Raw genomic sequence first — 22,208 nt, 5'->3', positions numbered from 1 at the left:
CACGACGTGCGATTCTTCATCACGGGGACCTTGTTGGGCGTCCTCGCGTCCACCGCGCTCGCCGGGGAACACTACATCGAGATCTGGAATCCGCCGGAAGCGCGCACGCCCTCGGCGCATGCGAGCAATGCCGGCAAGAAGGCGCATCGCGGCACGAAGCACAAGCTCGCCTCCGCCGACAAGCTCACCACACGCAAGGTCGCCGAACCGGCCGTACGCGCCCCCGCGCCCACGCTGCCGGCCATGCCGGGCGTGCCCACGCGCACCACGCCTGGCAACGGGACCCTGCCGGAAATTCCGCCGCAAATCGGCCCCGACGGCAACGTACTCATGGTGTGAGCCTGCGCACGGCCGCATCGAGCAGCCGATAGCACGACATAGAGCGCGGGGCGAACCTGCCGCGATCCTGGCCTCGAACACCTCGAAGCGCCGCTCCTTTCCGTCTCCAGAAAAAAAACAGCCCCGTCACCGGAGAAGTGCGGGGCCGAATCCCATGTCAAGGAGATGTCATGGAGGAGACGGATTCATCTTAGCCATGGGCCGCCGCGCGTCCAACCAATGCTTTCGCATATGCATTTCGGGCCCGATGGCGCAGCGCAACGTAGCGCTGCCGGCATATGGTTAGAACAAAAAGTCGTTTCGCGCCACGCGGCACGCTCTCTAAGATGACCCTTTTCAGGTTTCGTGGCTGCGCGGCCGGATAACGCGCGAGCCAGGCCTCATCGCATTTCAGGGAGCCCCCTTGAGCCTTTCCGATTCGCAACGCCGCCCGCTCGTGGTGGGTATTGGCGGCACCACGCGCGCCGCTTCGTCGACCGAGCGCGCGCTCGCCTTCGCCCTGCGCGGCGCCGAAGAAGCCGGCGCGCGCACGCAACTGTTCGGCGGCACGTTCCTGCATACCCTGCCGCACTACGCGCCCGAAGACCCGGCCCGCACCGACGCTCAACTCGAGCTGATCGAAGCCGTGCGCGCCGCCGACGCCGTCATCATCGCGACGCCGGGCTATCACGGTGGCGTTTCCGGGCTCGTGAAAAACGCGCTCGACACGCTCGAAGAACTACGCGCCGACAACCGCCCGTACCTGGACGGCCGTGCCGTGGGGTGCATCGTCACGGCCTATGGCTGGCAGGCCGCGGGTTCCGTGCTGACCTCGTTGCGCTCGATCGTGCACGCGCTGCGCGGCTGGCCAACGCCGTTCGGCGCGGGCATCAACACACTCGAGACGCGCTTCGAGAGCGCGCAGCAGTGCTCCGACGCTAAGGTCGCCGAACAACTCGCCACGGTCGGCCGCCAGGCGGCGCAATTCGCACTCGCGTTTGGCGGCCAGGGCCAGCACGCGGCGTCGTTTGCGAGTGCCGCGAGCGCCGCGAACGGCGTTGGCGGCGCACAGGTCGCCAACGCACCGCGCACTGAAAAGCGCCTGAGCCTCGCAGTCTGACGCGCTAGCCGACCTTTCCGGCTTGCACACCCGCTCGTCGCCGCGCGCGCGGGGCGAGAAACGTTCCCTAACCCACATTGCCCGTGTCGCGTGGCGCGCATCGCGTGCGCCACCCCACAGACTGCGCATGCCGCCAGGTCCACATTGAAGCCGGATTCACCCCTCGCCTCATCCGGATCATTCTGCTGACTGTTCCAGGCCACACGTGATTTGCTTGCGACGAATGATTGGTTCCATCGACACACGACGGCCCGTACGCTGGTCCGTGTCGGCACAGTGGGTGGGCAGCAAAACGCACGCACCACCCAGAAAGAGAACCCGAGCAAATCAGCAGTAGATCAGCAGGAAGCGCGGCCATGAACACACCATTACGCTACAAAGGCTACGTCGTCGCCCCCAGCGCGCAGCAACTCCCAAACGGCCTTTTCGCCGCCAATCTCACCATTGGCACGCAGCCGGGCGCGCAGCATTCGTTCGACGAACTCGATTACTTCTTCGAAGAGAGACACGCACTCGCCTACGCCTGCCGCTGGGCGCGCATGTGGATCGACCAGCAGCGCCACTGCGCGTGAGCGCGCATGCTTCCTTACGCTTGTGACAGAATAGGAGTCATACCCCGTTCAACGTTAGATGCTCATGTCCGAAACCTTGACGCATCCGGACGAAGGCGCAGCCTTCATCTCCGAGCAGGACGCCGCGCTGCGGCGCTGGACTCACGCCAGGCCAGGGCCCATCAAGATCGGATCGGACGAACACTGCAAGATGTTCTGCCGGATGCTGCTCGACACCCACGATCCGTACCGCCCCGCCGTGCTCGACTGGCCAAAGCTCGAGCCCGACGCGCTCAGGCGCCTCACGTCGCTGCCGATCTGGGATATCGCGGTGCAGACCGAGGGCCGCGCCTCGATCCGCGTGCAGACTTATGCGCAAACCCTGAACGACCCGCTGCTGCGCGAAGCGATCGAAATGGACGCCGCCGAGGAGGCGCGCCACAAGGTCGTGCTCTCGCACCTCGTGCAGGCCTATGGCATCGAACTTGCGCCGGAACCCGCCTACCCGCCGCCCAAAAAGGCGGAGTGGGCGTGGATGTTCACCGGCTATAGCGAGTGCATCGACAGCTTCTTCGCGTTCGGCCTGTTTCGCTCGGCGCAGCGCTCAGGCTTTTTTCCGGCAGACCTCGTCGAAACCTTCGAGCCAGTGATCCAGGAAGAGGCGCGCCATATCCTCTTCTTCATCAACTGGGTGGCGTGGTATCGCAAGACCATGCCCTGGTGGCGCAGACCGTGGCACTCCGTGCGCGTAGCCGCGATCTGGTTCATGCTGGTGTGGGAACGGCTCGCTATCGCTCGAGGTATCGACGCAAATGGCCACGCTCGCGACTCGAACTTCCTGCCGGCGAACCGCGAGGTGCTGGGCGATTCGCTCGAACCGCGCGAGATGATCGAACTCTGCCTCGAGGAAAACGACGCGCGCATGAGCGGCTACGACGCGCGCCTGTTGCGGCCGACGCTCGTGCCCACACTCGCACGCTTCGCGCTGCGCCTCTTGAAGAAGTAGCGCCACAACGTCTTACGCGTTTGTGGCATGGCCGCATGGCCGCACGTGGAGAACGCTGCATGACCTGGACTGTCGACCAGCAACTGGAATTGAGCGCGACGCAAGCCGTCGAAGCCATCCAAGCCGGGCAACTGAAAGCCGCCGACTACGTCGCCACGCTGCTCGCGCGCGCGCAAGCGCTCTCCAACCTCAACGCGTTCACCGTGCTCGACGTGGAAGGCGCGCTCGCCGCCGCGCAACGCATCGACGCGCTAGGCGCAAGCGAGCGCGCGCGTCTGCCACTCGCGGGCCTGCCCGTGATCGTGAAGGACAACATCAATACCCGCGGTCTGCAAACCTCGGCGGGCACGCCCGCGCTCGAAGGCTTCCTGCCCGCGCGTCACGCGCCTTCGGTGCAGCGCCTCGTCGATGCCGGCGCGATCATACTCGGCAAAGCCAACATGCACGAGCTTGCGTTCGGCATCACCAGCACGAATCTTGCGCCACATGCGGGACCAGTACGCAACCCCTGGGACCCCGAACGAATTCCTGGCGGCTCGTCGGGTGGCACGGCGGCCGCCATTGCGGCGCGCATCGTGCCTGCCGGACTCGGCACCGACACCGGCGGCTCCACGCGCATTCCCGCCGCGCTGTGTGGCGTTGTCGGCTTGCGCCCGAGCGTGGGCGACGGCGGCACGCAACGCCGCTATCACGATCCGCAAGCCGTGGTGCCGATCAGCCATACACGCGACACGGTCGGGCCGATGGGGCGCACGGTAGCCGATGTCGCGCTGCTCGACGCCGTGATCACGGGGCACGGTCCGCTCTCGCCGGCCGCCGTGACGAATCTGCGCATTGGCCTGCCCGCGCCGCTGTGGGAAGGCCTCGAAGCCGCGCTCGAAGACGTGGCGCGCGCCGCGCTCGCGAAGCTCGAAGCTGCGGGCGTCACGCTCGTGCCCGTGGAAATGAGCGAGCTGCTCGCGCTGAACGACCGCGTGAGCTACGCGATCGCGCTACACGAGCCCATCGAGGATCTCGCCGCGTGGCTAGTTGCGAACCACGCGCCCGCGCAAACCGTGGCCGACGTCGCCGCGCGTATTGCGAGCCCCGACGTACGCGCGGCCTACGACGCCGTACTTGCCGACGCGCGCGGCGGCGACTACCACGCCGCGATGACGGTGTGGCGGCCGCGCCTGCAGCAGCTCTACGCGCAAACCTTCTCGGCCAGCGGCCTGGACGCGCTGCTCTTTCCCACGACGCGGCTCACCGCCGTGCCGATCGACGAGCTGAACGGTTCGTCTCGCGTGTCGATCGACGGCGCGGCGCCAATCGACGAGATGGAGGCATATCTGCGCAACACCGATCCCGCGAGCAACGCCGGCATCCCTGGGCTCGCGCTTCCTGCGGGCCTTGTCAACGCGCGCTTGCCAGTTGGGCTCGAACTCGACGGACCGGCCGGCGGCGACCGCAGGCTGCTCGCGATCGGTCTCGCGTTCGAAGCGATTCTCGGGACGCTGCCTGCGCCTGAGATTTGAGCGGACGACGCAACCTGCCAACGAAGCTGTGGCGCAACGCATTCTTGCATTGAAGAGACTGTCACAGGCATTGCGCTACACTGCGCGCTGCGTCGTCGCGCCGCGACGCGTCCAGGCTTCGCACCGCGGCGCGTTTGATCGAATGACTCCAGACACCTCGTGCCAATGCGATCCTTGCGCCTTGTCCCTTTCATGCGGATGTCCCGCGTTGCCATCGCCACGGCGGCGGTCGTTACGCTCGCCGCCACCGGCGCCTGCGTGCGCCTCTCCGCGGTCGACTCCGACGGTCTCTGGAAAGTCGTGGGCGGCCAGTGCGTGCCGAACATGCGCGACAAGGGCCAGCCCGGCCCCTGCACCACTGTCGACTTCCAGAAGCGCTATGCGGTGCTCAAGGACATCGCGGGCCGCGCGCAGTATCTCGTGATTCCCACCGACCGCGTGGCCGGCATCGAGAGCCCTGAGATTCTTTACGGCGGCGCACCCGAGTACTGGGTAGGCGCATGGGGAGCAGGACGCTTCGTGGAAGCGAAACTCGGCATGCCGCTCGCCGGCAACCAGCTCGGCCTGGAGATCAATTCCTCGGAACGCCGCACGCAGAATCAACTGCACATCCACGTCGATTGCATGCGCCCCGACATTACGAAAGCGCTCGCGCCGTATGCCGACATGGCGCCGGGCACGTGGCGGTGGACGACACTCGACGGCTCGCCCTACCGCGTCACGCGCGTGACCAGCCTCTCGAATCGCAACAATCCGTTTCGCGTGGTCGAGCGCGATCTCGGCCCGAAAGAAACCATGGCCGTGCAGACGATACTCGTGACGGGCGCAGGCCCCGATACACAGCGCGACGGCTGGCTCGTCGTGAATAGCGGGCTCGATGTCGATGGCGGAACGGGTACAGCGGAAGGCCTGCTCGACCATTCGTGCAGCCTCACGCAACAGAAAAGCGCCTCTCAATAGCACTTAGCTGGCGTCGTCCTCGCGCGCGACGCTCACTAACCAGCGCCGTATCACCTGCTCCTCTTCGGCCGTGAAGCCCACGGCCATGCGCGCCTCCAGCTTCTTCACACGCGCGCGGCACTGCCTGAGCAGCGTCTCGCCTCCATCGGTTACGTCGATCTGCTGAATGCGCCCATGCACCGCGTGCGGGCGACGCACAATCGCGCCGCCGCGCTCGAGATTCGCGACGATCACGCTCACCGTTTGCGGCGTGAGCGCCGCGAGCCTCGCTAGATCGGCGCCCGAAATGCCGGGGTAGGCGGCCAGCATGGTCAGCACGACGAATTGCGGCGGCGTTATGCCGAGATCGTCGAGCGCGCGTTCCATGCGCAAACGGTGGGCCGCACCCGCCTGGCGCAGCAAGTAGCCGAAATAGCCCGACTCGCCTCGCTTGCCCTCGCCGACCTCCGGAATGGCTGGCACGTGCTCCCCCCTCTTCATGGTCGGGTCTTTCTTCGCTGTCTTGCGCATAATGTCAGAGTTCGAATATTATGTTCGTGCTCTGATATTAACGGCCGAACTTCGCGAGGTCCAGTCATGTCCAGCGCTTCTACCCGTATTGCTTACGAAACCTTTGTGCGCGACGCCGCCCCCGTGGCCGCAGCACTCTCCGCCATGAGCAAAGCCGTCGACGCATCCGGGCTCGAAAAGTCGCTCACCGAGCTGCTGAAAATCCGCGCCTCGCAAATCAACGGCTGTGCCTTCTGCATTCAGTACCACCTCAATATTGCGCGCGAAAAAGCCGTGCCGCGCGTCAAACTCGATCTCGTGGCCGCATGGCACGAGGCGCCGGAATCCTTCAGCGAGCGCGAACGCGCTGCGCTGGCTTACACCGAGGCGCTGAGCGCGAAACTCCATGAAGGCGTGAGCGATGCGCTTTACGAAGACGTTGCGCGGCAATTTCCCGGCGAGCAAATGGCGTTCTTGACCGCCGCCGTGGCAAATATCAATGCGTGGAACCGCATTGCCGTGGCGCTGCGTTTTGCGCCGCCGGTGCGCGACGAAGCAGCCTGATAGCACGCTGAGGAAAGGAAAGGTAAGGATTGCGCGAGATTCTTACCTGAACTCTTTCCTCCAATTACAAAGCCGCCCCCTGCAGTGAAAGACGACATACGATTGCGCCGACTGAGTGGCCTGACCAGCCGTCTCGGTCGGGCATCGACCATATCGCACATTCACCGGGGGGTTAAACATGTCGATAAGCGCGTTATCCAACTCAAACTCGCTGTATTCAACCTGGGCGGCTTACCAGGCGGACGGGCAAACCACGAGCAACAGCCAGATGTCGGGCATGCCCATGGTTTCGGATGCCTCGTCGGACTCGAACAACGTCAATCCGCTGGCTGCCGCCATCGCCTCGGCGCTCTCGGCGCTCGGCTTCACCACAGACAGCACGGCCAGTACGTCCGCGAGCACCACCAGTTCCGATTCATCGTCGAGCTCCACCGACTCGACGTCGAGCACGTCGGCCACTTCGCCCGACGCACTTGCCGCCGCGCTTCAGCAATTCCTCGGCGCGCTTTTCCAGGCCGCCGCGCAACAAAGCGGCGTCACCGCGACGGGCACGGACGACAGCAGCGACAGCAGCACGGTTTCGTCGGCAAGCGCTACGTCTGCGACGACCGCGGCTTCGAGTTCCAGCATGTCGTCCACGTCGAGCGATTCGAGCGACGCGAGCAGTGCGGCAGCGATGATGCCGCCGCCTCCACCGCCTCCGCCCTCGTCGGCGGGCGGCTACGGAAGCGATCTCGCCTCGGCAATCTCGAATCTCGCTCAGTCGCTATCGTCGGCTTCGAGCAGCGCGTCCTCCGATTCGAGCACGGCGAGCAATTCATCGAGCAGCAGTAGTTCGGATAGCGAATTGACGTCTGACTTCCAGAACCTCCTGACGGCCATGGGCGCATCGTCGAGCAGTTCCTCCAGCGACACGACGTCCGAGCTTCAGCAATTCCTCACGACGCTCGCGAGCAACCTGCAACAGCAGGGCTCGGGCGCCGCGAGCGGCCTGTTCGTGAGCACGACGGCCTGACCCAATCCGTCCACAAGCGCCCGCTTTTTAAGCGTTGGCACGTTTGCGCGCCGGTCCGCGAGGGCTCGGCGCGCGCTTTTTTGTGGTGGCGTATCAGTTGTGAGTGACAGGGAAGCTGAGCTGCACGAGCAGGCCGCCCTCTGGATGGTTATCGACGTCGCAATGGCCGCCGCTGTCGCGCGCAAGCCGCGCGACGATGGCCAGCCCGAGGCCGCAGTGGCCTTCGCCGCCGCGCGCCGCATTCAGGCGTACGAATGGCCTCATGGCAGCCGGAATCCGCTCACGCTCGATACCGGCGCCGTGATCGCGCACGCGTATCCGGCACGATCCGTTTTCGATCGCCGTTGAGATTTCGACCGGCGGTGCGCCATACTCGAGCGCGTTGTCGACCAGATTTGTGACGAGCCGGTCCAGCGTGACCTGCGGCAGCTTGAATCGAGGACCAGCCCGCAAATCGAGCACGAACAGCGGCCTGTCTCCGCCCTCGATTTCATCAGGATTGCCAAACTGGCTTTGCAGAAAGCCGTCGACGCTCAACAGCCTGCCCGCATCGGGCGACTGTTGCGCGAACTCGAGAAACTGCTGGACGATGTGGGTGAGCGAATCGACGTCGCGCAGCATGCCATTGCGCTCCGACTCCTCGGCCATCAGGGTCGCGCGCAGCTTCAGCCGTGTAAGCGGTGTCTTCAGATCGTGCGCAATGCCACTCAGCATCACCACGCGGTCGTCTTCGGCCTCGTTCACGCAGCGCATCATGTCGTTGAACGACGCACTCACGTCGCGCAGTTCGCGTGGCCCCTTGCCTTCGAGCGGCGCAATGCGCTCCCCCGTGCCGAATCGGCGCGCCGCGTGCGCGAGACTCGCAAGTGGTTTCTGGATCTGCCAGGCAGCAAGGAACGACAGCGTGAGCGCGGCCAGCAGCATCGAAATCCCTTCGATGACAAAACGCGGCGGCGGCGGAATATCGACAGGCACGACGACCCAGGTCGTGCTGCCCGGAAAGCGCACCCACAGTTGCGGCGGCCGTGCATCGTCCACGGCGAACTGCGTGCCGGGCGGCAATTGCTCACGCAGATGGCGCGTCAGATCGACTAGCGGCCGGCGCGTCGGTTCGTGCAGATGAACGTCCTTGGGCACGTTCCACACCGGCACGCGGTGCACACGCAGCACGTCGCTCAGGTCGCCGTCCTTCGGCGGCTCGAGAGAGCCGCCCAGGTGCACCGGGGGCGGCAGCGTGCCGCCCCCGACGTGCTCCTCGCTAGCCACGCGCAGGGCGAGCAGAACGCCGCGCGCGAAACCATCGACTTCATGGCGCGGCGGCTGGCGGGCAAGCAGCAAAAACCAGCCGAGCTGCATGGAAAGCAGAACGGCCGCCGAGAGCAACGCCATGCGCCCGAACAGCGTATTCAACGGACTTCTCACTGAATTGCTGCGCCGTGCGCCTCCGAATAATTCGCCGGATCCGGCACGAATACATAGCCCTTGCCGCGCACCGTCTGGATGTGGCGCGGATTCGACGGATCAGCCTCGATCACGCGGCGCAGGCGCCATATCGGCACGTCGAGGCTGCGTTCGTGAAACTCGCGCTCGTCGCGGTGCACGATATCGTGGATCAGCGTACGCGAAAGCACTTTGTAGGGATGCGTGGCGAATACCTTCAGCAACGCGAATTCGCTTTCCCTCAGGGGGATTTGCGTGCCGCCGCAGGAGAGCGTGCGCATCGTGAAGTCGAGCTCGAAGTCGCCGAACCGGTAGCGCCGGCGCGCTTCTGGCGCGCTGGCGGTGGACGGGCCGCGCCGACGCAGAATGTTCTGGATGCGCACGAGCAGTTCGTGCGGATCGAAGGGCTTCGGCAAATAGTCGTCCGCGCCCAGCGAGAGCCCGCGAATGCGGTCGCTCACCGCGCCACGCGCCGTGACGAAAATGACGGGAATGTCGTCGCCGGCCGCGCGCAAGGCGGCGATGGCCTCGAGACCGTCGGTCTCGGGCATCATGATGTCCAGCACCACAATGGACGGACGTTCGCGCTCGAGGCGGCGCTGGAGGTGGACGCCGTCGTGCAGCACGGCCGTATCGAAGTTATGCGAGCGCAAAAAGCGGCTCAGCAGATCGCGCACGACGGGATCGTCGTCGACAATGAGGACGCTGGGATTCATGCCGCGATTTTAAAGCAGTGGGGCGGGCGGAACCTTCCAGCGTTTCTTACCATTCCTTTCCTTGCACCACCCTTGAAAAAGGGCAGAATCATCGGATCGCGCCCAATCAATATGAAATCTTGCTATGGAGCCGGTACGTTCTCACAGATCGTTCAATTCTCCTATGCAATAGGGCAGTCCTTCAAAGCGCGAGTTCCTGCGCGCCTGGAGCCGCCTGATTCGGTATCGAATCGGTTGCCCACGCACCCAGTTGCGCGGCGCCAACGCGCTCGCGCAGCCACGCGCCGAAGGTCTCCCGCAACTCCGCATGCCGCAGGGCGAAATCAACGGTCGCCTGAACATAGCCGAGCTTGGTTCCGCAATCATAGCGCTTGCCAACGAAATGGTAGGCCAGCACCTGCTCTCCCTCGCGCATTGAATGAATTGCGGGCGTCAGTTGAATCTCGCCATTCAAGTCTGGCTTCACCGCACGCAAATGCTCGAAGATACTTGGCATAAGCACATAACGTCCGGCAACCCCGAAGCTCGATGGCGCCAGTTCAGGCGATGGCTTCTCAATGATGCGACTGACGTTGATGACCCGTTCGTCCCAATGGCGGCCATCGATCACGCCGTGAGTCGTGGACTCCCACGATTCGAACTCCTCCACAGCGAGAACAGAGGAATCGTAGTGGCTGAATATATGCACCATCTGCGCGAGAACCGGGGGCGTTCCATCGAGCAGATCGTCAGCGAGCACGATTGCAAACGGCTCGTCGCCAATCAGCTTTTCCGCGCAGAGTATGGCGTGGCCGAGGCCAAGAGGCTCGGCTTGCCGAACGTAGATGCACTCGACGTTGGCCGGCTTGATGTTCTGCACGAGCTCGACGAGATTGTGCTTGCCTCGCGCCCTCAGTCGATGTTCGACCTCGTAGGATTTGTCGAAATGATCCTCGATGACACGCTTTCCGCGGCCCGTGACGAATATCAGTTCCGTAATGCCTGCGGCTATGGCTTCTTCAACAGCATATTGAATGAGCGGCTTGTCGATGACCGGCAGCATCTCCTTCGGGCTCGCCTTCGTTGCCGGCAGAAAGCTCGTATCGATTCCCGCCACCGGGAACACAGCTTTACGAACACCAAGCATGTTGACCTCACCTGTCTGGTAGAGGAGCGTGACGACCATGGCGAAGGGTGTGGGATTTGCATTCCGACCCCGGATCTCCCCATGAGGCGAATCAGCTCGGCGACAGGTTCCCAGGTTCGGCCGGAAAGGTCTGCCGAAAAGCCAAACTCCATGATCGCACTGTTTATGCGCGAAGTGCGCGTCAATGAAGACGGCCACAGGCTGCACACGCTGGGCACGCCATTCCTGCGCCGCGCGGCGATTACATGGCATGTAATTGGCGGACCGCGCCTTCGCTTCTACTCTTCGGCTATCGCGTCGCCAATCCGGTGGCGCTCAACACCCAGGAGTCAGCATGTCCACCTATCCTCAACACACGATCGAGTCCGCACCCGAGCAATCGCAACCCGTGCTCCAGCAACTGCAGCAGACGTTCGGCATGATCCCGAACCTCGCGGCGAAGATGGCCACCTCGCCAGTGCTGATCAGCAGCTTCCTGAGCGTCTTCCAGCGCGTCCACTCGAGCAGCCTGACCGAGCCGCAGATCCAGACGCTGCTGCTGACCAACGCGGTCACGAATGCAGCCGAATGGCCCGTTGCGTTTCATACGGCGTTAGCCTTGAAGGAAGGCGTAAGTCGCGCCGATGTCGAAGCGATGCGCCACGGCCGCTTGCCCGCCGATGCGCAACTGGCTGCCTTGTCGACGCTTGCGCGTTCGCTGATCGAAAAGCGCGGCCGCATTTCCGGCGAAAACCAACAGCGCTTTCTCGATGCAGGGTTCAGCGCCGAACAGACGCTGGAGGTCATCGCGGCGGTCGCCGCATCGGCCATCACGAACTACACCGCGAGCGTGACACACCCGGCACTCGAAGCGCAGTTCGAGCAATTCGCCTGGCGTGCGAACGCGGCGTGAGTCCGCTATCGTTGCTTACTTCAACCACGGAGAACCGATGAACCCCACGCGCCCCGACCAACACGCGCCGCAAAGCGAACTAGGCACCCTGTTGCGCTATTGGCGGGATGCGCGTGGCGTGAGTCAACTCGATTTGTCGCTGGATGCGGGGATCTCCCAGCGGCAGATCAGCTTTATCGAAAGCGGGCGCAGCGTGCCGGGCCGTGACACGCTGCTAACCCTTGCACAGACACTCGATGTGCCGCTGCGCGAGCGCAACGCCCTGCTGCTCGCGGCTGGATACGCGCCCGTTTATTCGGAAGCCGCCTGGAACGCGCAGGAAATGCAGCACGTCGTGCGCGCGCTGGAGCGCGTCATTCGCCAGCACGATCCGTTTCCGGCCATCGTCATGGACCGGCACTGGAACGTGCTGATGACCAACGACGCCGCACCGCGCTTCTTCGGCCACTTCATCGACATGGCGGCGCGCGCAGGCCGGCGCAACATGCTGCATTTGATGTTCGATCCTCAGGGCATGCGCCCGTTCCTCGCGGACTGGGAGAACGTTTCGCGAAGCCTGCTGCAGCGTGTCTATCGCGAAGCAGTCGGCCACGTGATTGACGATGAAACACGCACGCTTCTCGACGAATTGCTTGCGTACCCCGGCGTGCCGGGCGACTGGAAAGCGCATCACGGATCGACTGGCACGCCGTCCATGCCGGTAATTCCGCTGAGTTTCGTCAGCGACGGCAGCGTGCTTCGCTATTTTTCGATGGTGACGAGCGTGGGTACGCCGCAAAACGTCGCGGCCCAGGAATTGCGCCTCGAATGCATGTTCCCCGCCGACGACGCCACCGAAGCGCGACATCGGGAACTGCTTGCGGCGCATGCGAAGGAACGCTGAGCGTTTCCTGGCCGCAACCGAAAAAAAGGGCGCTCCGCCACAGCAGAGCGCCCCAGGGCAAAACTCTCACGTTGTTCTCCGGCTACAGGGAAGCCGGGAGGAACTCATCGGCCCTACAAGTCAAAGCTCTTCAAGCATCTTCAAGCGGCTTCGAGCACGAGCAATTGCGCGCCGTCCGCCACCTGATCGCCTACACCGTACAATACTTCGGTTACCTTACCAGCCGACGGCGCGCCGATCGTGTGCTCCATCTTCATCGCCTCCATGACGATGAGCGGCGCGCCTTTCTCGACCACGGTGCCCGGCTCCACCAGCACGGCGATTACCTTGCCCGGCATGGGCGCGGTCAGGCGGCCCTCGCTGTGCTCCGCGTCGGCAGCATGCGCGAGCAGGTTCTGCCACTCGAACGCCATTGCCATGCCGAGGCAGAACACATGAAACACGTCGCCGTCGATGAAGACGCGACCCGTCACGTGCTTGTCGCCGATGGTCGCGCCGTATTCGTCCGCGCCCTCGCCGCGCCACCACGTGTAGCGCGCTTCGTGCCCCGCATAGGCCAGCGTTTCCTCGCCGCCATCATGCGTATGCGTCACCGCAAACGCAGTATCGCTTTCGACATCACGCCAGGAAAGCGATTGCGTGAAGCCGCTATTCAGGCGCCAATGCGAAAGCGACTGCCACGGGGACGCACCATGCGCTGCGCCACCCTCACGGCCAAGCAGCGCCGCACACGCGAGCGCAAGCGCTTCGCGAACCGGCTTGTGCTGCGGCGAGAACAACGCGTCGTGGTTACGCTCGATCAGACCCGTGTCGAGATCGGCGCTCGCAAACGGCTCACAGGTCACGAGCCGGTGCAGGAACTCGACGTTCGTATGCGGCCCCACCACCTCGCACGCTTCGAGCGCACGCTCCATGCGTGAGAGCGCGTCCTCGCGCGTCGCTCCATGCACGATCAGCTTGGCGATCATCGGATCGTAGAACGGCGTAATGGTGTCGCCTTCGCGCACGCCGCTGTCGATGCGCACGCTCGCCCGCTGGCCTGCGTCGCCGAGCCGGAACTCGACGCCCTCGGGCATGCGCAGATGCTTGAGCGTGCCCGTGGAGGGCAGGAAGCCGCGCGCCGGGTTTTCCGCGTAAATGCGCGCTTCGAGTGCATGGCCCGTAATCGAAAGCTGCGACTGCTCGAGCGGCAGCGGTTCGCCCGCGGCCACACGCAATTGCCATTCAACGAGGTCGAGGCCAGTGATCATTTCCGTCACCGGATGTTCGACCTGCAGGCGCGTGTTCATCTCCATGAAGTAGAAGTCGGCGCCCGTCATGATGAATTCGACGGTACCCGCGCCCTCGTATTGCACCGCACGCGCGGCGGCCACGGCCGCCTCGCCCATGGCGCGGCGCACATTGTCTGCCAGGCCCGGCGCGGGCGCTTCTTCGAGTACTTTCTGGTGACGGCGCTGCACCGAGCAATCGCGGTCGAACAGATAAACCGCGCCGCCATGCTTGTCGGCAAACACCTGGACTTCGACGTGGCGCGGCCGCGTGAGGTACTTCTCGATCAGCACGCGGTCGTTACCGAAGCTGCTGGCCGCCTCGCGCTTGCACGAAGCGAGCGCCGCCGCGAAATCTTCGCTGCGCTCAACCACGCGCATACCTTTGCCGCCGCCGCCCGCGCTCGCCTTGAGCAGTACCGGGTAGCCCATTGCATCGGCTTCGCGCTGCAAGAGCGCGGGGTCCTGATCGTCGCCGTGATAGCCCGGCACGAGCGGCACGGACGCCGCATGCATCAGCGCCTTCGCGGCCGCCTTCGAGCCCATGGCGGCAATCGCCCCGACAGGCGGCCCGATGAAGACGATACCCGCTGCCTCGCACGCATGGGCGAAGTCTTCGTTCTCCGAAAGAAATCCGTAGCCGGGGTGAATGGCTTGCGCACCCGTGGCGCGTGCGGCTTCGATAATGCGCTCGAAGCGCAGATAGCTTTGCGCAGCGGCCGCTTCGCCGATATGCACGGCTTCGTCGCAGGCCGCGACGTGCTTGGAATTCGCGTCGGCGTCCGAATACACGGCCACGCTCTTCACGCCGAGCCGCCTGCACGTAGCCGCAACCCGGCATGCAATTTCGCCGCGGTTGGCGATCAGGATTTTGTTGAACATGTGCTGTCCTCGCTTCGTTTCCTGCTTCTTGCCTTATTGATCGCGCCAGCGTGGCGTGCGCTTTTCGAGGAACGACGACACGCCGTCGCGCCCCTCTTCGCTCGCACGAATACGCGCGATGCGAACGGCGGTGTCTTCGATCAAAGCGTTGTCGATCGTTTGGCCCGCGACGTCCTGCACGAGCTGCTTGCACTCGCGCACGGCGTTCGGGCTGTTCGCGCAGAGCGTTTCCGCAATGCGTTGCACGGTCGCGTCGAGTGCTTGCGCACTCACCGCTTCGCTCACGAGGCCAAGCCGCTGCGCGGTCGCGCAGTCGAAGGCTTCGGCGGTGACGAAGTAGCGGCGCGAGGCCTGCTCGCCGAGCGCGCGGATCACGTAAGGCGCGATCGTGGCGGGCATGAGACCGAGGCGCGCTTCGGAAAGGCAGAAGTGCGCGGTTTCCACGGCCACCACGATATCCGCCGCGCAAACGAGGCCCATGCCGCCCGCATAGGCGTCGCCATGCACGCGTGCGACGACCGGCTTCGGGCAGCGATAGACAGCCGAGAGCATCTGCGCGAGACGCATCGCGTCGGCGCGATTCTCCTCGTCGGAATAGCCGGCCATCTTGCGCATCCAGTTCAGGTCCGCGCCTGCGCAAAAGGCCTTGCCATTGCCGGCGAGCACGATCGCCCGCACGTCGTCGTGCGCGCCGAGCGCCGTGAAAGCAGCCGTGACGTCCGCGATCATCGTTTCGTTGAACGCATTGCGTACGTCCGGGCGATTGAGCGTGACAGTCGCCACGTGCCCGACGATGTCTACAGTGAGCGTTTCGTATTGCATTGTCAGTTCCTCAATGCATCACATGCGGAACACGCCGAAGCGCGTCTCTTCGATCGGCGCGTTCATCGTGGCGGAAAGGCCAAGGCCGAGCACATCGCGCGTTTGCGCCGGGTCGATCACACCGTCGTCCCACAGGCGTGCGCTCGCGTAGTACGGATGGCCCTGCACCTCGTATTGATCGCGGATCGGCTGCTTGAATGCATTTTCTTCTTCGGCGCTCCACGTGCCGCCCTTTGCTTCAATGCCGTCGCGGCGCACCGTGGCGAGCACGGATGCGGCCTGCTCGCCGCCCATTACCGAAATGCGCGCGTTCGGCCACATCCACAGGAAGCGCGGCGAATACGCGCGGCCGCACATGCCGTAATTACCCGCGCCGAACGAGCCGCCAATGATGACCGTGAATTTCGGCACTTTTGCCGTGGCTACCGCCGTCACCATCTTCGCGCCGTTGCGCGCAATGCCCTCGTTCTCGTACTTGCGGCCCACCATGAAGCCCGTGATGTTCTGCAGGAACACCAGCGGAATCTTGCGCTGGCAGCACAGCTCGATGAAGTGCGTGCCCTTCAACGCCGATTCGGAGAACAAAATGCCGTTGTTCGCGATGATGCCGACCGGGTGGCCCCAGATGTGCGCGAAGCCGGTCACGAGCGTGGTGCCGTAGCGCGCCTTGAATTCGTCGAAGGCCGAGTCGTCGACGATGCGGGCGATCACCTCGCGCACGTCGAAAGGCTTGCGCGTATCCACGGGAATCACGCCGTAAAGGCTTTTCGCGTCGAAGCGCGGCGGCAGCGGTTCGCGCAGCACCACGGGCGGCGTTTTCGTGCGGTTCAGATTGCCGACGATCGAACGCGCAATGGCCAGCGCATGGGCGTCGTTCTGCGCGAGATGGTCGACCACGCCGGAAAGACGCGTGTGGACGTCGCCGCCGCCCAGGTCCTCGGCGCTCACTTCCTCGCCCGTCGCCGCTTTCACGAGCGGCGGCCCGCCCAGGAAAATCGTGCCCTGGTTCTTCACGATGATCGACTCGTCGCTCATCGCCGGCACATACGCGCCGCCAGCCGTGCACGAACCCATCACCACGGCGATCTGCGGAATGCCCTGCGAAGAAAGATTCGCCTGGTTGTAGAAGATGCGGCCGAAGTGATCGCGGTCCGGAAACACCTCGTCCTGGTTCGGCAGGTTGGCGCCGCCCGAATCGACGAGATACACGCACGGCAAGTTGTTTTCCTGCGCGATTTCCTGCGCGCGCACGTGCTTTTTCACCGTGACCGGATAGTACGTGCCGCCCTTCACCGTGGCGTCATTACAGACGATCACGCATTCCTGGCCTGCAATGCGGCCAATGCCCGTGATGATGCCCGCGCCCGGCGCGTCGTCGTTGTACATGCCGTAGGCCGCGAGCTGCGAGAGCTCCAGAAACGGCGTGCCCGGATCGAGCAGTTGTGCAATGCGATCGCGCGGCAGCAGCTTGCCGCGCGAAAGGTGCTTGTCGCGCGCGGCCTCGCCGCCGCCCAGCGAAAGCTTCTGGATCTTCTCGCGCAGGTCCGCGACGAGCACCTCAAGTGCCGCGGTATTAGCCTTGAAGTCTTCCGAGCGCGGATTGAGCTTCGATTCGATGACCGGCATCCTGTTCTCCCTCAATCACTTAGGATTACATCGTTTCCGCGAACAGTTCGCGGCCGATCAACATGCGGCGAATTTCGCTCGTGCCCGCGCCGATTTCGTAAAGCTTCGCGTCACGCCAGAGACGCCCCACCGGATACTCATTGATATAGCCATTGCCGCCGAGAATCTGAATGGCCTCGCCCGCCATCCACGTGGCCTTTTCTGCGGTGTAGAGAATCACGCCCGCGCAGTCCTTGCGCACCTGGCGCACGTGGTCCTTTCCGAGCGTGTCGAGCTGGCGGCCCACTGCGTAGAGATAAGCGCGGCACGCCTGGTACGTCGTGTAGAGATCGGCGACCTTGCCCTGAATGAGCTGGAACTCGCCGATAGCCTGACCGAACTGCTTGCGATCGTGGATGTACGGCACGACGGCGTCCATGACCGCGGCCATGATGCCCGTGGGGCCGCCCGCGAGCACGGCGCGCTCGTAGTCGAGGCCGCTCATCAGCACCTTCACGCCGCCGTTGAGTTGGCCAAGGATGTTCTCTTCGGGCACTTCCACATCCTGGAACACCAGTTCGCCCGTATGCGAGCCGCGCATGCCGAGCTTGTCGAGCTTCTGCGCGACCGAAAAGCCCTTCATGCCCTTCTCGACAATGAACGCCGTCATGCCACGCGAACCCGCTTCAGGATCGGTTTTCGCGTAGACGACCAGCGTGTCGCAATCCGGGCCGTTGGTGATCCACATCTTCGTGCCGTTGAGCACGTAGCGCTCACCCTTCTTTTCCGCGCGCAGCTTCATGCTCACGACGTCCGAGCCCGCGTTCGGTTCGCTCATGGCGAGCGCGCCGATGTGCTCGCCGGAAACGAGCTTCGGCAGGTATTTGCGCTTTTGCGCTTCAGTGCCGTTGCGATGGATCTGGTTCACGCACAGGTTCGAATGCGCGCCGTATGAAAGGCCGACCGAGGCGGACGCGCGCGAGATTTCCTCCATCGCGACCATGTGCGCCGTGTAGCCCATGTTTGCGCCGCCGTATTCCTCCGAGACCGTCATGCCGAGCACGCCCAGGTCGCCGAACTTGCGCCAGAGGTCCATCGGGAACTGGTCGGTGCGGTCGATCTCGCCCGCGCGCGGCGCGATTTCCTTCGCGGCGAAGTTAGCGATGCTGTCGCGCAGCATTTCGACTTCTTCGCCTAGCGGGAACTGCAAACCGGGTACGTTGCTCATGTGTGTCTCCAGAGAATCTCGATCCGGGCGGTGCTTCGCCCCATGGACGCACATTTCACGCCACATTTACGTTAACGTCAATAGGTATTTTTGAGTGACACTCAAGTTCTCGTGCCGATGAATTTTCCTTGTCCAGTGGCGATTCTTTCGTAGATAATGAATTCCACCCTGACGTAAATTGAATCAAACTCAACATGGAAGCCGTCGCCCAGAAAGCCGTCCTGCCCGCGTCGCGCCGCCAGCCGGCGGGCCGCAAGTCTCAGCAGCGCGTGCGGGAAATCCTCCAGGCGGGGCGCGAAGTGTTCTCGGAAAAAGGGTACGCACGCGCCACTACGGCCGAGATCGCCCAGCGCCTGGGTGTGTCCGAGGCGACGGTGTTCAGCTACTTCCGGGGCAAACGGGAGTTGTGCGCGCGCGTGATCGGCGACTGGTATGACGAATCGATCGCGGCGATCGAAGGCGGCCTGCCGCGCGACGGCACCGTGCGCCAGCAGTTTGCATTCATCGTGCGCATGCATCTGCAGTTGATGCTGGAGAGCGGCACCGGTATCTGCGAACTGGTGCTCTCGGAGGGCCGCACACGGCACCACGATCTGAGCGAAGCGCTCACGGAAATGCAACGCCGCTACACGGCGCCGCTCATGCGCGTGCTGGCGCGCGGCCAGGAAAGCGGGCAAATCCGCAACGACCTCTCGCTGCGGTTGCTGCGTTCGCTGGTATTCGGCCCCATGGAGCACGTGCTGTGGGACGCGACGCTCGCCAACCGCCGCACGGACATCGACGCCACGGCCGACCGACTCGTGGACGCGCTCTGGTCGGCCCTGCAGCCGCCCAACCTCGAGCTCGCCGCGCTCGCGCAGTTCAGCCAGGACGTGGGCGAAGCCGTGCGCCGGCTCGAGCGCGAACGCGCCGCGCGCTAGCCGGCGCGCCCTCGCCAGCGATCAAACTGCCGCCTCCTCGGCCACGCGCGCGCATAGCGAAGCGGGGTCGAGCAGCATCAGCGTGCCCTTGCCCGGCAGTTCCACGGCTTCGCGCATGTCGTTGTGCACGCGCACGCCTTCGCTGCGCGTGAATGCCTGCGGCATGCTGAGCTGCGCCGAGCCGGTCAGCGTGACGATATCCTCGACTGAATCGACAAGCAGTCCGTATTTTTCGCGCTCGTATTCGACGATGAGCACCTTTGCGCGCGTGAGATCCTCATACGGCGGCATGCCGTACATCGCGCGCACGTCGATCACGGTCACGAGCACGCCGCGCAAGTTCAGCATGCCGCGCACGACGCCGGGCAGCCCCGGCGTACGCATGATGTCGTCGCGATAGTCGATCACCTCGCGCAACTGGGCGATGCGCACGCCGATCAACTGGCCGATGCGGAACGTAACGAGCGTTTGCCGCGTGCCTGCGCCGCGCTTTTGCGCCGCCTGCGCTAGTACGTTTCGATACAGATCGCGATGACCCGCTGCGAGCGCCACGACGCGTTCGTTGGCAAAGAGGGCGTCTGCGTTCATGAGCAGTACACCCGGGCGGTCCTCTGCCGCCAGATAGCCTGCGAACAACGAGCGCTGCGCATTGCCGCCATAGGCCGGCATGGGCAGCATGTCTTCTTCGCGGTACGCTACGATGCTCGCCACTTCGTCCACCAGCATGCCGAAATGCAGATCGTTGCGATGAAGCACGACAATGCGCTGCTCGTCGACGCTCGCTTGCGCGCCGCTCGCGCGCGCGAAGCCCAGGAGCGCGCTGAAATCGAGCACTGGAATCGTCGCGCCGCGCAGGTTCAGCATACCGATGCAAACCTCGTTAGCCAGCGGCGACTGCTGCAAGGCCGGCACGCGGATGATTTCCTGGATCGCGTCCATCGGCAGCGCGAGCGCCGTGGCGCCCACCTTGAACGACACATTCTGGCGGCGTTGCCCCTGCTGCGCCCGCCGCTCGGCCGCGCGCGGCGCCGATTGCGCCAGTTGCGGCATGTCGCGCAAGCTAAGCAGCACGGCAGGCGCGAGCACCTGCAGAATGCGCTCGCCGTCGTCGAGCTTGAGCACCGCGCCAATCGCCATGGGCGGGCTGCCCTCGGGCACGTCGAGCGTAATGACCTGCTCGCGCGGCACGCGCAGAATTTCGCCCGTCGCGTCGAACAGCAGCCCCACGCGTACGCCGCCAGATTCGACAATGGCGACTTTGCGCGCAGCGCTCGTGCTCTCTGCGTTCAGACGCAGCAACTGCCGCAGATCGACCACGGGAATCAGCGTGCCGCGCAGGTTGAAGAGCCCGAGCAGATACGGTGGCGCAAGCGGGATCGCAGTCAGCGTCTCGGGCGGGTTGACGACCTCCTGCAAGGCGGCCACCGGCAGCGCCAGTTCCGTGCCCGCCAGATGGAACGATCCGTACAGCTCGACGTTCGGGCGGGCTGCAAGCGTGCGTACACTCATCGAATGACTCCTTGCTCCGGCAACTGCGAAGGCATAACAGAAGACTGCGGCTCGAGTGAGCGCGAGAAGTGGCGCACGGCGTAGTGATGGTGCTCGCAGTCGATGGTCAACTGGCGTCCGCAATCACCGCCCACGTCGACGTGCACGAGCTTCAGTCGCGCATCGGCCAGCATCTGGCGCGCGATGCGAACGTTTAGCTCTCCGATCGGTTCGTGGATCGTCGTGCGATGGTGCATCATGTTTGCGCCGCCCGCGAGCACGGCCTCGATATCGCCTTCGCGGGCCTCGTCCGCGTGCATCATGGCGAGCAGCTTCGGCAAGGCCTGGATCACGTACTTCGCGCCGTTGCCGGCCTGCGGAGCGCCTGCGGCCTGCGCGCCACCCGTGGGCTCGGGCAGCAGACAATGCGCGAGCCCGTAGGTCGCACGCGAGCGCCACAGAAGCCCGATGCCCACACAGGACCCCAGTGTCGCGCGCAGGATCTTCGCGTCCTCGCCGCTGCTCACGGCGATCTCACACATTCGCACCTGCACGTCACGCTGGATGCTCATGTTCCCGTTCCTCGTTGCGATAAATGAGCGGCTGCTCGAAGGCGAACCCCGCTGCGACCCGGCTCAGCGATTCGGACTCGCCCACGATCAGCACGGCGCCCGGCCGCATCGCCCGCCGAACGTTGGCGAGCACGGCCTTCTGGCCTTCGAGATCGAAATAGATCAGGACGTTGCGCAACAGGACCAGATCGAACTGGCCGAGATCGCGCGGCACGTCATAGAGGTTGTGACGGCGAAAGCTCACGTGCGCCCGCAAGGCCTCGTTCACGCTGATCGCCGCCGCGTCGCTGCGGAAATACCGCTGCACGAGTTCCGGCCGCTGTAGACGCAAGCTCTCCATGTTCCGGCCGACATAGGTTCCCGCGCGTGCGTTCGCAAGAATGCCGTCCGAGATATCGGTGCCGACGATCGCATAGCGCAGCGAGGGATGCAGCAGGCGGAACTCCTCGCAGAGCATGGCCGTCGTCCACGCCTCCTCGCCGCTTGACGCCGCCGCCGACCAGACGCGCAGGGGCTCGCCCGTTCGCTTCGCGGCCCAGCGCGGCAGGAATTCGCTCGCCAGATACTGCCAGATGCGCGGCGTGCGAAAGAACGACGTTTCGTTCGTCGTGACAAGATCGATGAAGTCGCGCACCTCGTCCGTGCTGTGGTCGAGCACGCGCAGATAGTCGCCATAGTCGGGTAGCCCGAGCGTCATAATGCGACGGCGCAAGCGGCCCTTGAGCATGGTCCACTTGCGTTCGTTCATCGCGATGCCGGTATGCCGGCGCACCTGCTCGAACAGCGCGTTACGCACCGACAGTTCGGTATCCTGATCGATATCCACTGC

General features: G+C 64.3%; 22 protein-coding genes. 11 read left to right on the top strand and 11 right to left on the bottom strand.

The genetic code is table 11. The features are described from left to right. The first annotated feature begins 6 nt into the window (after positions 1–6). The 6 genes from JMY28_RS18935 to JMY28_RS18910 all read left to right on the top strand — a co-directional run bounded on the left by JMY28_RS18935 (position 7) and on the right by JMY28_RS18910 (position 5,469). The gene (locus JMY28_RS18935) at positions 7–339 is read left to right on the top strand and encodes a hypothetical protein (RefSeq protein ID WP_201697436.1); all 333 of its coding nucleotides are present in this window, start codon (positions 7–9) and stop codon (positions 337–339) included. Positions 340–742: 403 nt separating this feature from the next. After that, positions 743–1,438: an NADPH-dependent FMN reductase gene (locus JMY28_RS18930; protein WP_201697435.1), complete on the top strand. Its 696-nt coding sequence runs from the start codon at positions 743–745 to the stop codon at positions 1,436–1,438. 356 nt (positions 1,439–1,794) lie between these two features. After that, entirely contained in the window at positions 1,795–2,010 is a 216-nt protein-coding gene (locus JMY28_RS18925; protein ID WP_201697434.1) for a transcriptional regulator, read from the top strand. A 64-nt stretch (positions 2,011–2,074) separates the two neighbouring features. After that, positions 2,075–2,995 carry a ferritin-like domain-containing protein gene (locus JMY28_RS18920; protein WP_201697433.1) on the top strand — a complete coding sequence of 307 codons (921 nt, stop codon included), beginning with the start codon at positions 2,075–2,077 and terminating at the stop codon, positions 2,993–2,995. Between the two features lie 59 nt (positions 2,996–3,054). Next, positions 3,055–4,509, top strand: coding sequence for an indoleacetamide hydrolase (gene iaaH / locus JMY28_RS18915; RefSeq protein ID WP_201697432.1), 1,455 nt, complete (start codon positions 3,055–3,057; stop codon positions 4,507–4,509). Positions 4,510–4,701: 192 nt separating this feature from the next. Next, positions 4,702–5,469: a CDP-diacylglycerol diphosphatase gene (locus tag JMY28_RS18910; RefSeq protein ID WP_328809428.1), complete on the top strand. Its 768-nt coding sequence runs from the start codon at positions 4,702–4,704 to the stop codon at positions 5,467–5,469. A 3-nt stretch (positions 5,470–5,472) separates the two neighbouring features. Here the strand turns inward: JMY28_RS18910 and JMY28_RS18905 are convergent, their stop codons facing one another. Further along, entirely contained in the window at positions 5,473–5,949 is a 477-nt protein-coding gene (locus JMY28_RS18905; RefSeq protein ID WP_236596925.1) for a MarR family winged helix-turn-helix transcriptional regulator, read from the bottom strand. On the opposite strand from JMY28_RS18905, the gene JMY28_RS18900 reads away from it, so the two are divergent. Both JMY28_RS18900 and JMY28_RS18895 read left to right on the top strand, forming a co-directional pair. Continuing rightward, positions 5,932–6,522, top strand: coding sequence for a carboxymuconolactone decarboxylase family protein (locus JMY28_RS18900; RefSeq protein ID WP_236596924.1), 591 nt, complete (start codon positions 5,932–5,934; stop codon positions 6,520–6,522). The genes JMY28_RS18905 and JMY28_RS18900 overlap by 18 nt on opposite strands. Before the next feature lie 268 nt (positions 6,523–6,790). Beyond that, positions 6,791–7,537, top strand: a complete 747-nt coding sequence (locus JMY28_RS18895) for a hypothetical protein (protein WP_201697429.1) — start codon at positions 6,791–6,793, stop codon at positions 7,535–7,537. A 93-nt stretch (positions 7,538–7,630) separates the two neighbouring features. Here the strand turns inward: JMY28_RS18895 and JMY28_RS18890 are convergent, their stop codons facing one another. From JMY28_RS18890 to galU, 3 genes are all read right to left on the bottom strand, one after another. After that, entirely contained in the window at positions 7,631–8,959 is a 1,329-nt protein-coding gene (locus tag JMY28_RS18890; RefSeq protein WP_201697428.1) for an ATP-binding protein, read from the bottom strand. Further along, entirely contained in the window at positions 8,956–9,693 is a 738-nt protein-coding gene (locus JMY28_RS18885) for a response regulator (RefSeq protein ID WP_201697427.1), read from the bottom strand. The genes JMY28_RS18890 and JMY28_RS18885 overlap by 4 nt, the downstream gene beginning before the upstream one ends. A gap of 181 nt (positions 9,694–9,874) precedes the next feature. Next, positions 9,875–10,819 (bottom strand): UTP--glucose-1-phosphate uridylyltransferase GalU, encoded by a 945-nt coding sequence (gene galU / locus JMY28_RS18880; protein WP_201697542.1) that lies wholly within the window; start codon positions 10,817–10,819, stop codon positions 9,875–9,877. Positions 10,820–11,153: 334 nt separating this feature from the next. On the opposite strand from galU, the gene JMY28_RS18875 reads away from it, so the two are divergent. Continuing rightward, complete coding sequence (locus JMY28_RS18875) at positions 11,154–11,711, top strand: carboxymuconolactone decarboxylase family protein (protein WP_201697426.1); 558 nt, start codon at positions 11,154–11,156, stop codon at positions 11,709–11,711. Between the two features lie 37 nt (positions 11,712–11,748). Next, positions 11,749–12,594 (top strand): helix-turn-helix domain-containing protein, encoded by an 846-nt coding sequence (locus JMY28_RS18870; protein WP_201697425.1) that lies wholly within the window; start codon positions 11,749–11,751, stop codon positions 12,592–12,594. A 140-nt stretch (positions 12,595–12,734) separates the two neighbouring features. Here the strand turns inward: JMY28_RS18870 and JMY28_RS18865 are convergent, their stop codons facing one another. Genes JMY28_RS18865 through JMY28_RS18850 form a run of 4 tightly spaced genes read right to left on the bottom strand, consistent with a single transcriptional unit; the run spans position 12,735 to position 18,399 of the window. Next, a complete protein-coding gene (locus JMY28_RS18865) occupies positions 12,735–14,744 on the bottom strand; it encodes an acetyl/propionyl/methylcrotonyl-CoA carboxylase subunit alpha (RefSeq protein ID WP_201697424.1) in 2,010 nt (669 codons plus the stop codon). 33 nt (positions 14,745–14,777) lie between these two features. Beyond that, positions 14,778–15,566: an enoyl-CoA hydratase/isomerase family protein gene (locus JMY28_RS18860; protein WP_201697423.1), complete on the bottom strand. Its 789-nt coding sequence runs from the start codon at positions 15,564–15,566 to the stop codon at positions 14,778–14,780. 18 nt (positions 15,567–15,584) lie between these two features. Continuing rightward, positions 15,585–17,192 carry a carboxyl transferase domain-containing protein gene (locus tag JMY28_RS18855; RefSeq protein WP_201697422.1) on the bottom strand — a complete coding sequence of 536 codons (1,608 nt, stop codon included), beginning with the start codon at positions 17,190–17,192 and terminating at the stop codon, positions 15,585–15,587. Positions 17,193–17,217: 25 nt separating this feature from the next. After that, positions 17,218–18,399, bottom strand: coding sequence for an isovaleryl-CoA dehydrogenase (locus JMY28_RS18850; RefSeq protein WP_201697421.1), 1,182 nt, complete (start codon positions 18,397–18,399; stop codon positions 17,218–17,220). Positions 18,400–18,593: 194 nt separating this feature from the next. Here JMY28_RS18850 and JMY28_RS18845 point away from each other — a divergent pair, with 194 nt between their 5' ends. Further along, positions 18,594–19,319 (top strand): TetR/AcrR family transcriptional regulator, encoded by a 726-nt coding sequence (locus JMY28_RS18845; RefSeq protein ID WP_201697420.1) that lies wholly within the window; start codon positions 18,594–18,596, stop codon positions 19,317–19,319. A 21-nt stretch (positions 19,320–19,340) separates the two neighbouring features. Here the strand turns inward: JMY28_RS18845 and JMY28_RS18840 are convergent, their stop codons facing one another. Genes JMY28_RS18840 through JMY28_RS18830 form a run of 3 tightly spaced genes read right to left on the bottom strand, consistent with a single transcriptional unit; the run spans position 19,341 to position 22,205 of the window. Further along, positions 19,341–20,828: a chemotaxis protein CheW gene (locus tag JMY28_RS18840; RefSeq protein WP_201697419.1), complete on the bottom strand. Its 1,488-nt coding sequence runs from the start codon at positions 20,826–20,828 to the stop codon at positions 19,341–19,343. Continuing rightward, positions 20,825–21,379, bottom strand: a complete 555-nt coding sequence (locus JMY28_RS18835; RefSeq protein ID WP_201697418.1) for a chemotaxis protein CheD — start codon at positions 21,377–21,379, stop codon at positions 20,825–20,827. The genes JMY28_RS18840 and JMY28_RS18835 overlap by 4 nt, the downstream gene beginning before the upstream one ends. Continuing rightward, positions 21,363–22,205 carry a CheR family methyltransferase gene (locus JMY28_RS18830; RefSeq protein WP_201697417.1) on the bottom strand — a complete coding sequence of 281 codons (843 nt, stop codon included), beginning with the start codon at positions 22,203–22,205 and terminating at the stop codon, positions 21,363–21,365. Before JMY28_RS18830 ends, JMY28_RS18835 begins: the two co-directional genes overlap by 17 nt. Positions 22,206–22,208 lie beyond the last annotated feature (3 nt).

Source organism: Paraburkholderia hiiakae (genome assembly GCF_904848665.1).
Taxonomy (GTDB): Bacteria; Pseudomonadota; Gammaproteobacteria; order Burkholderiales; family Burkholderiaceae; genus Paraburkholderia; species Paraburkholderia hiiakae.
The sequence above is the reverse complement of the archived record's forward strand: the minus strand, read 5'-3'. Positions and strand labels throughout refer to the sequence as shown.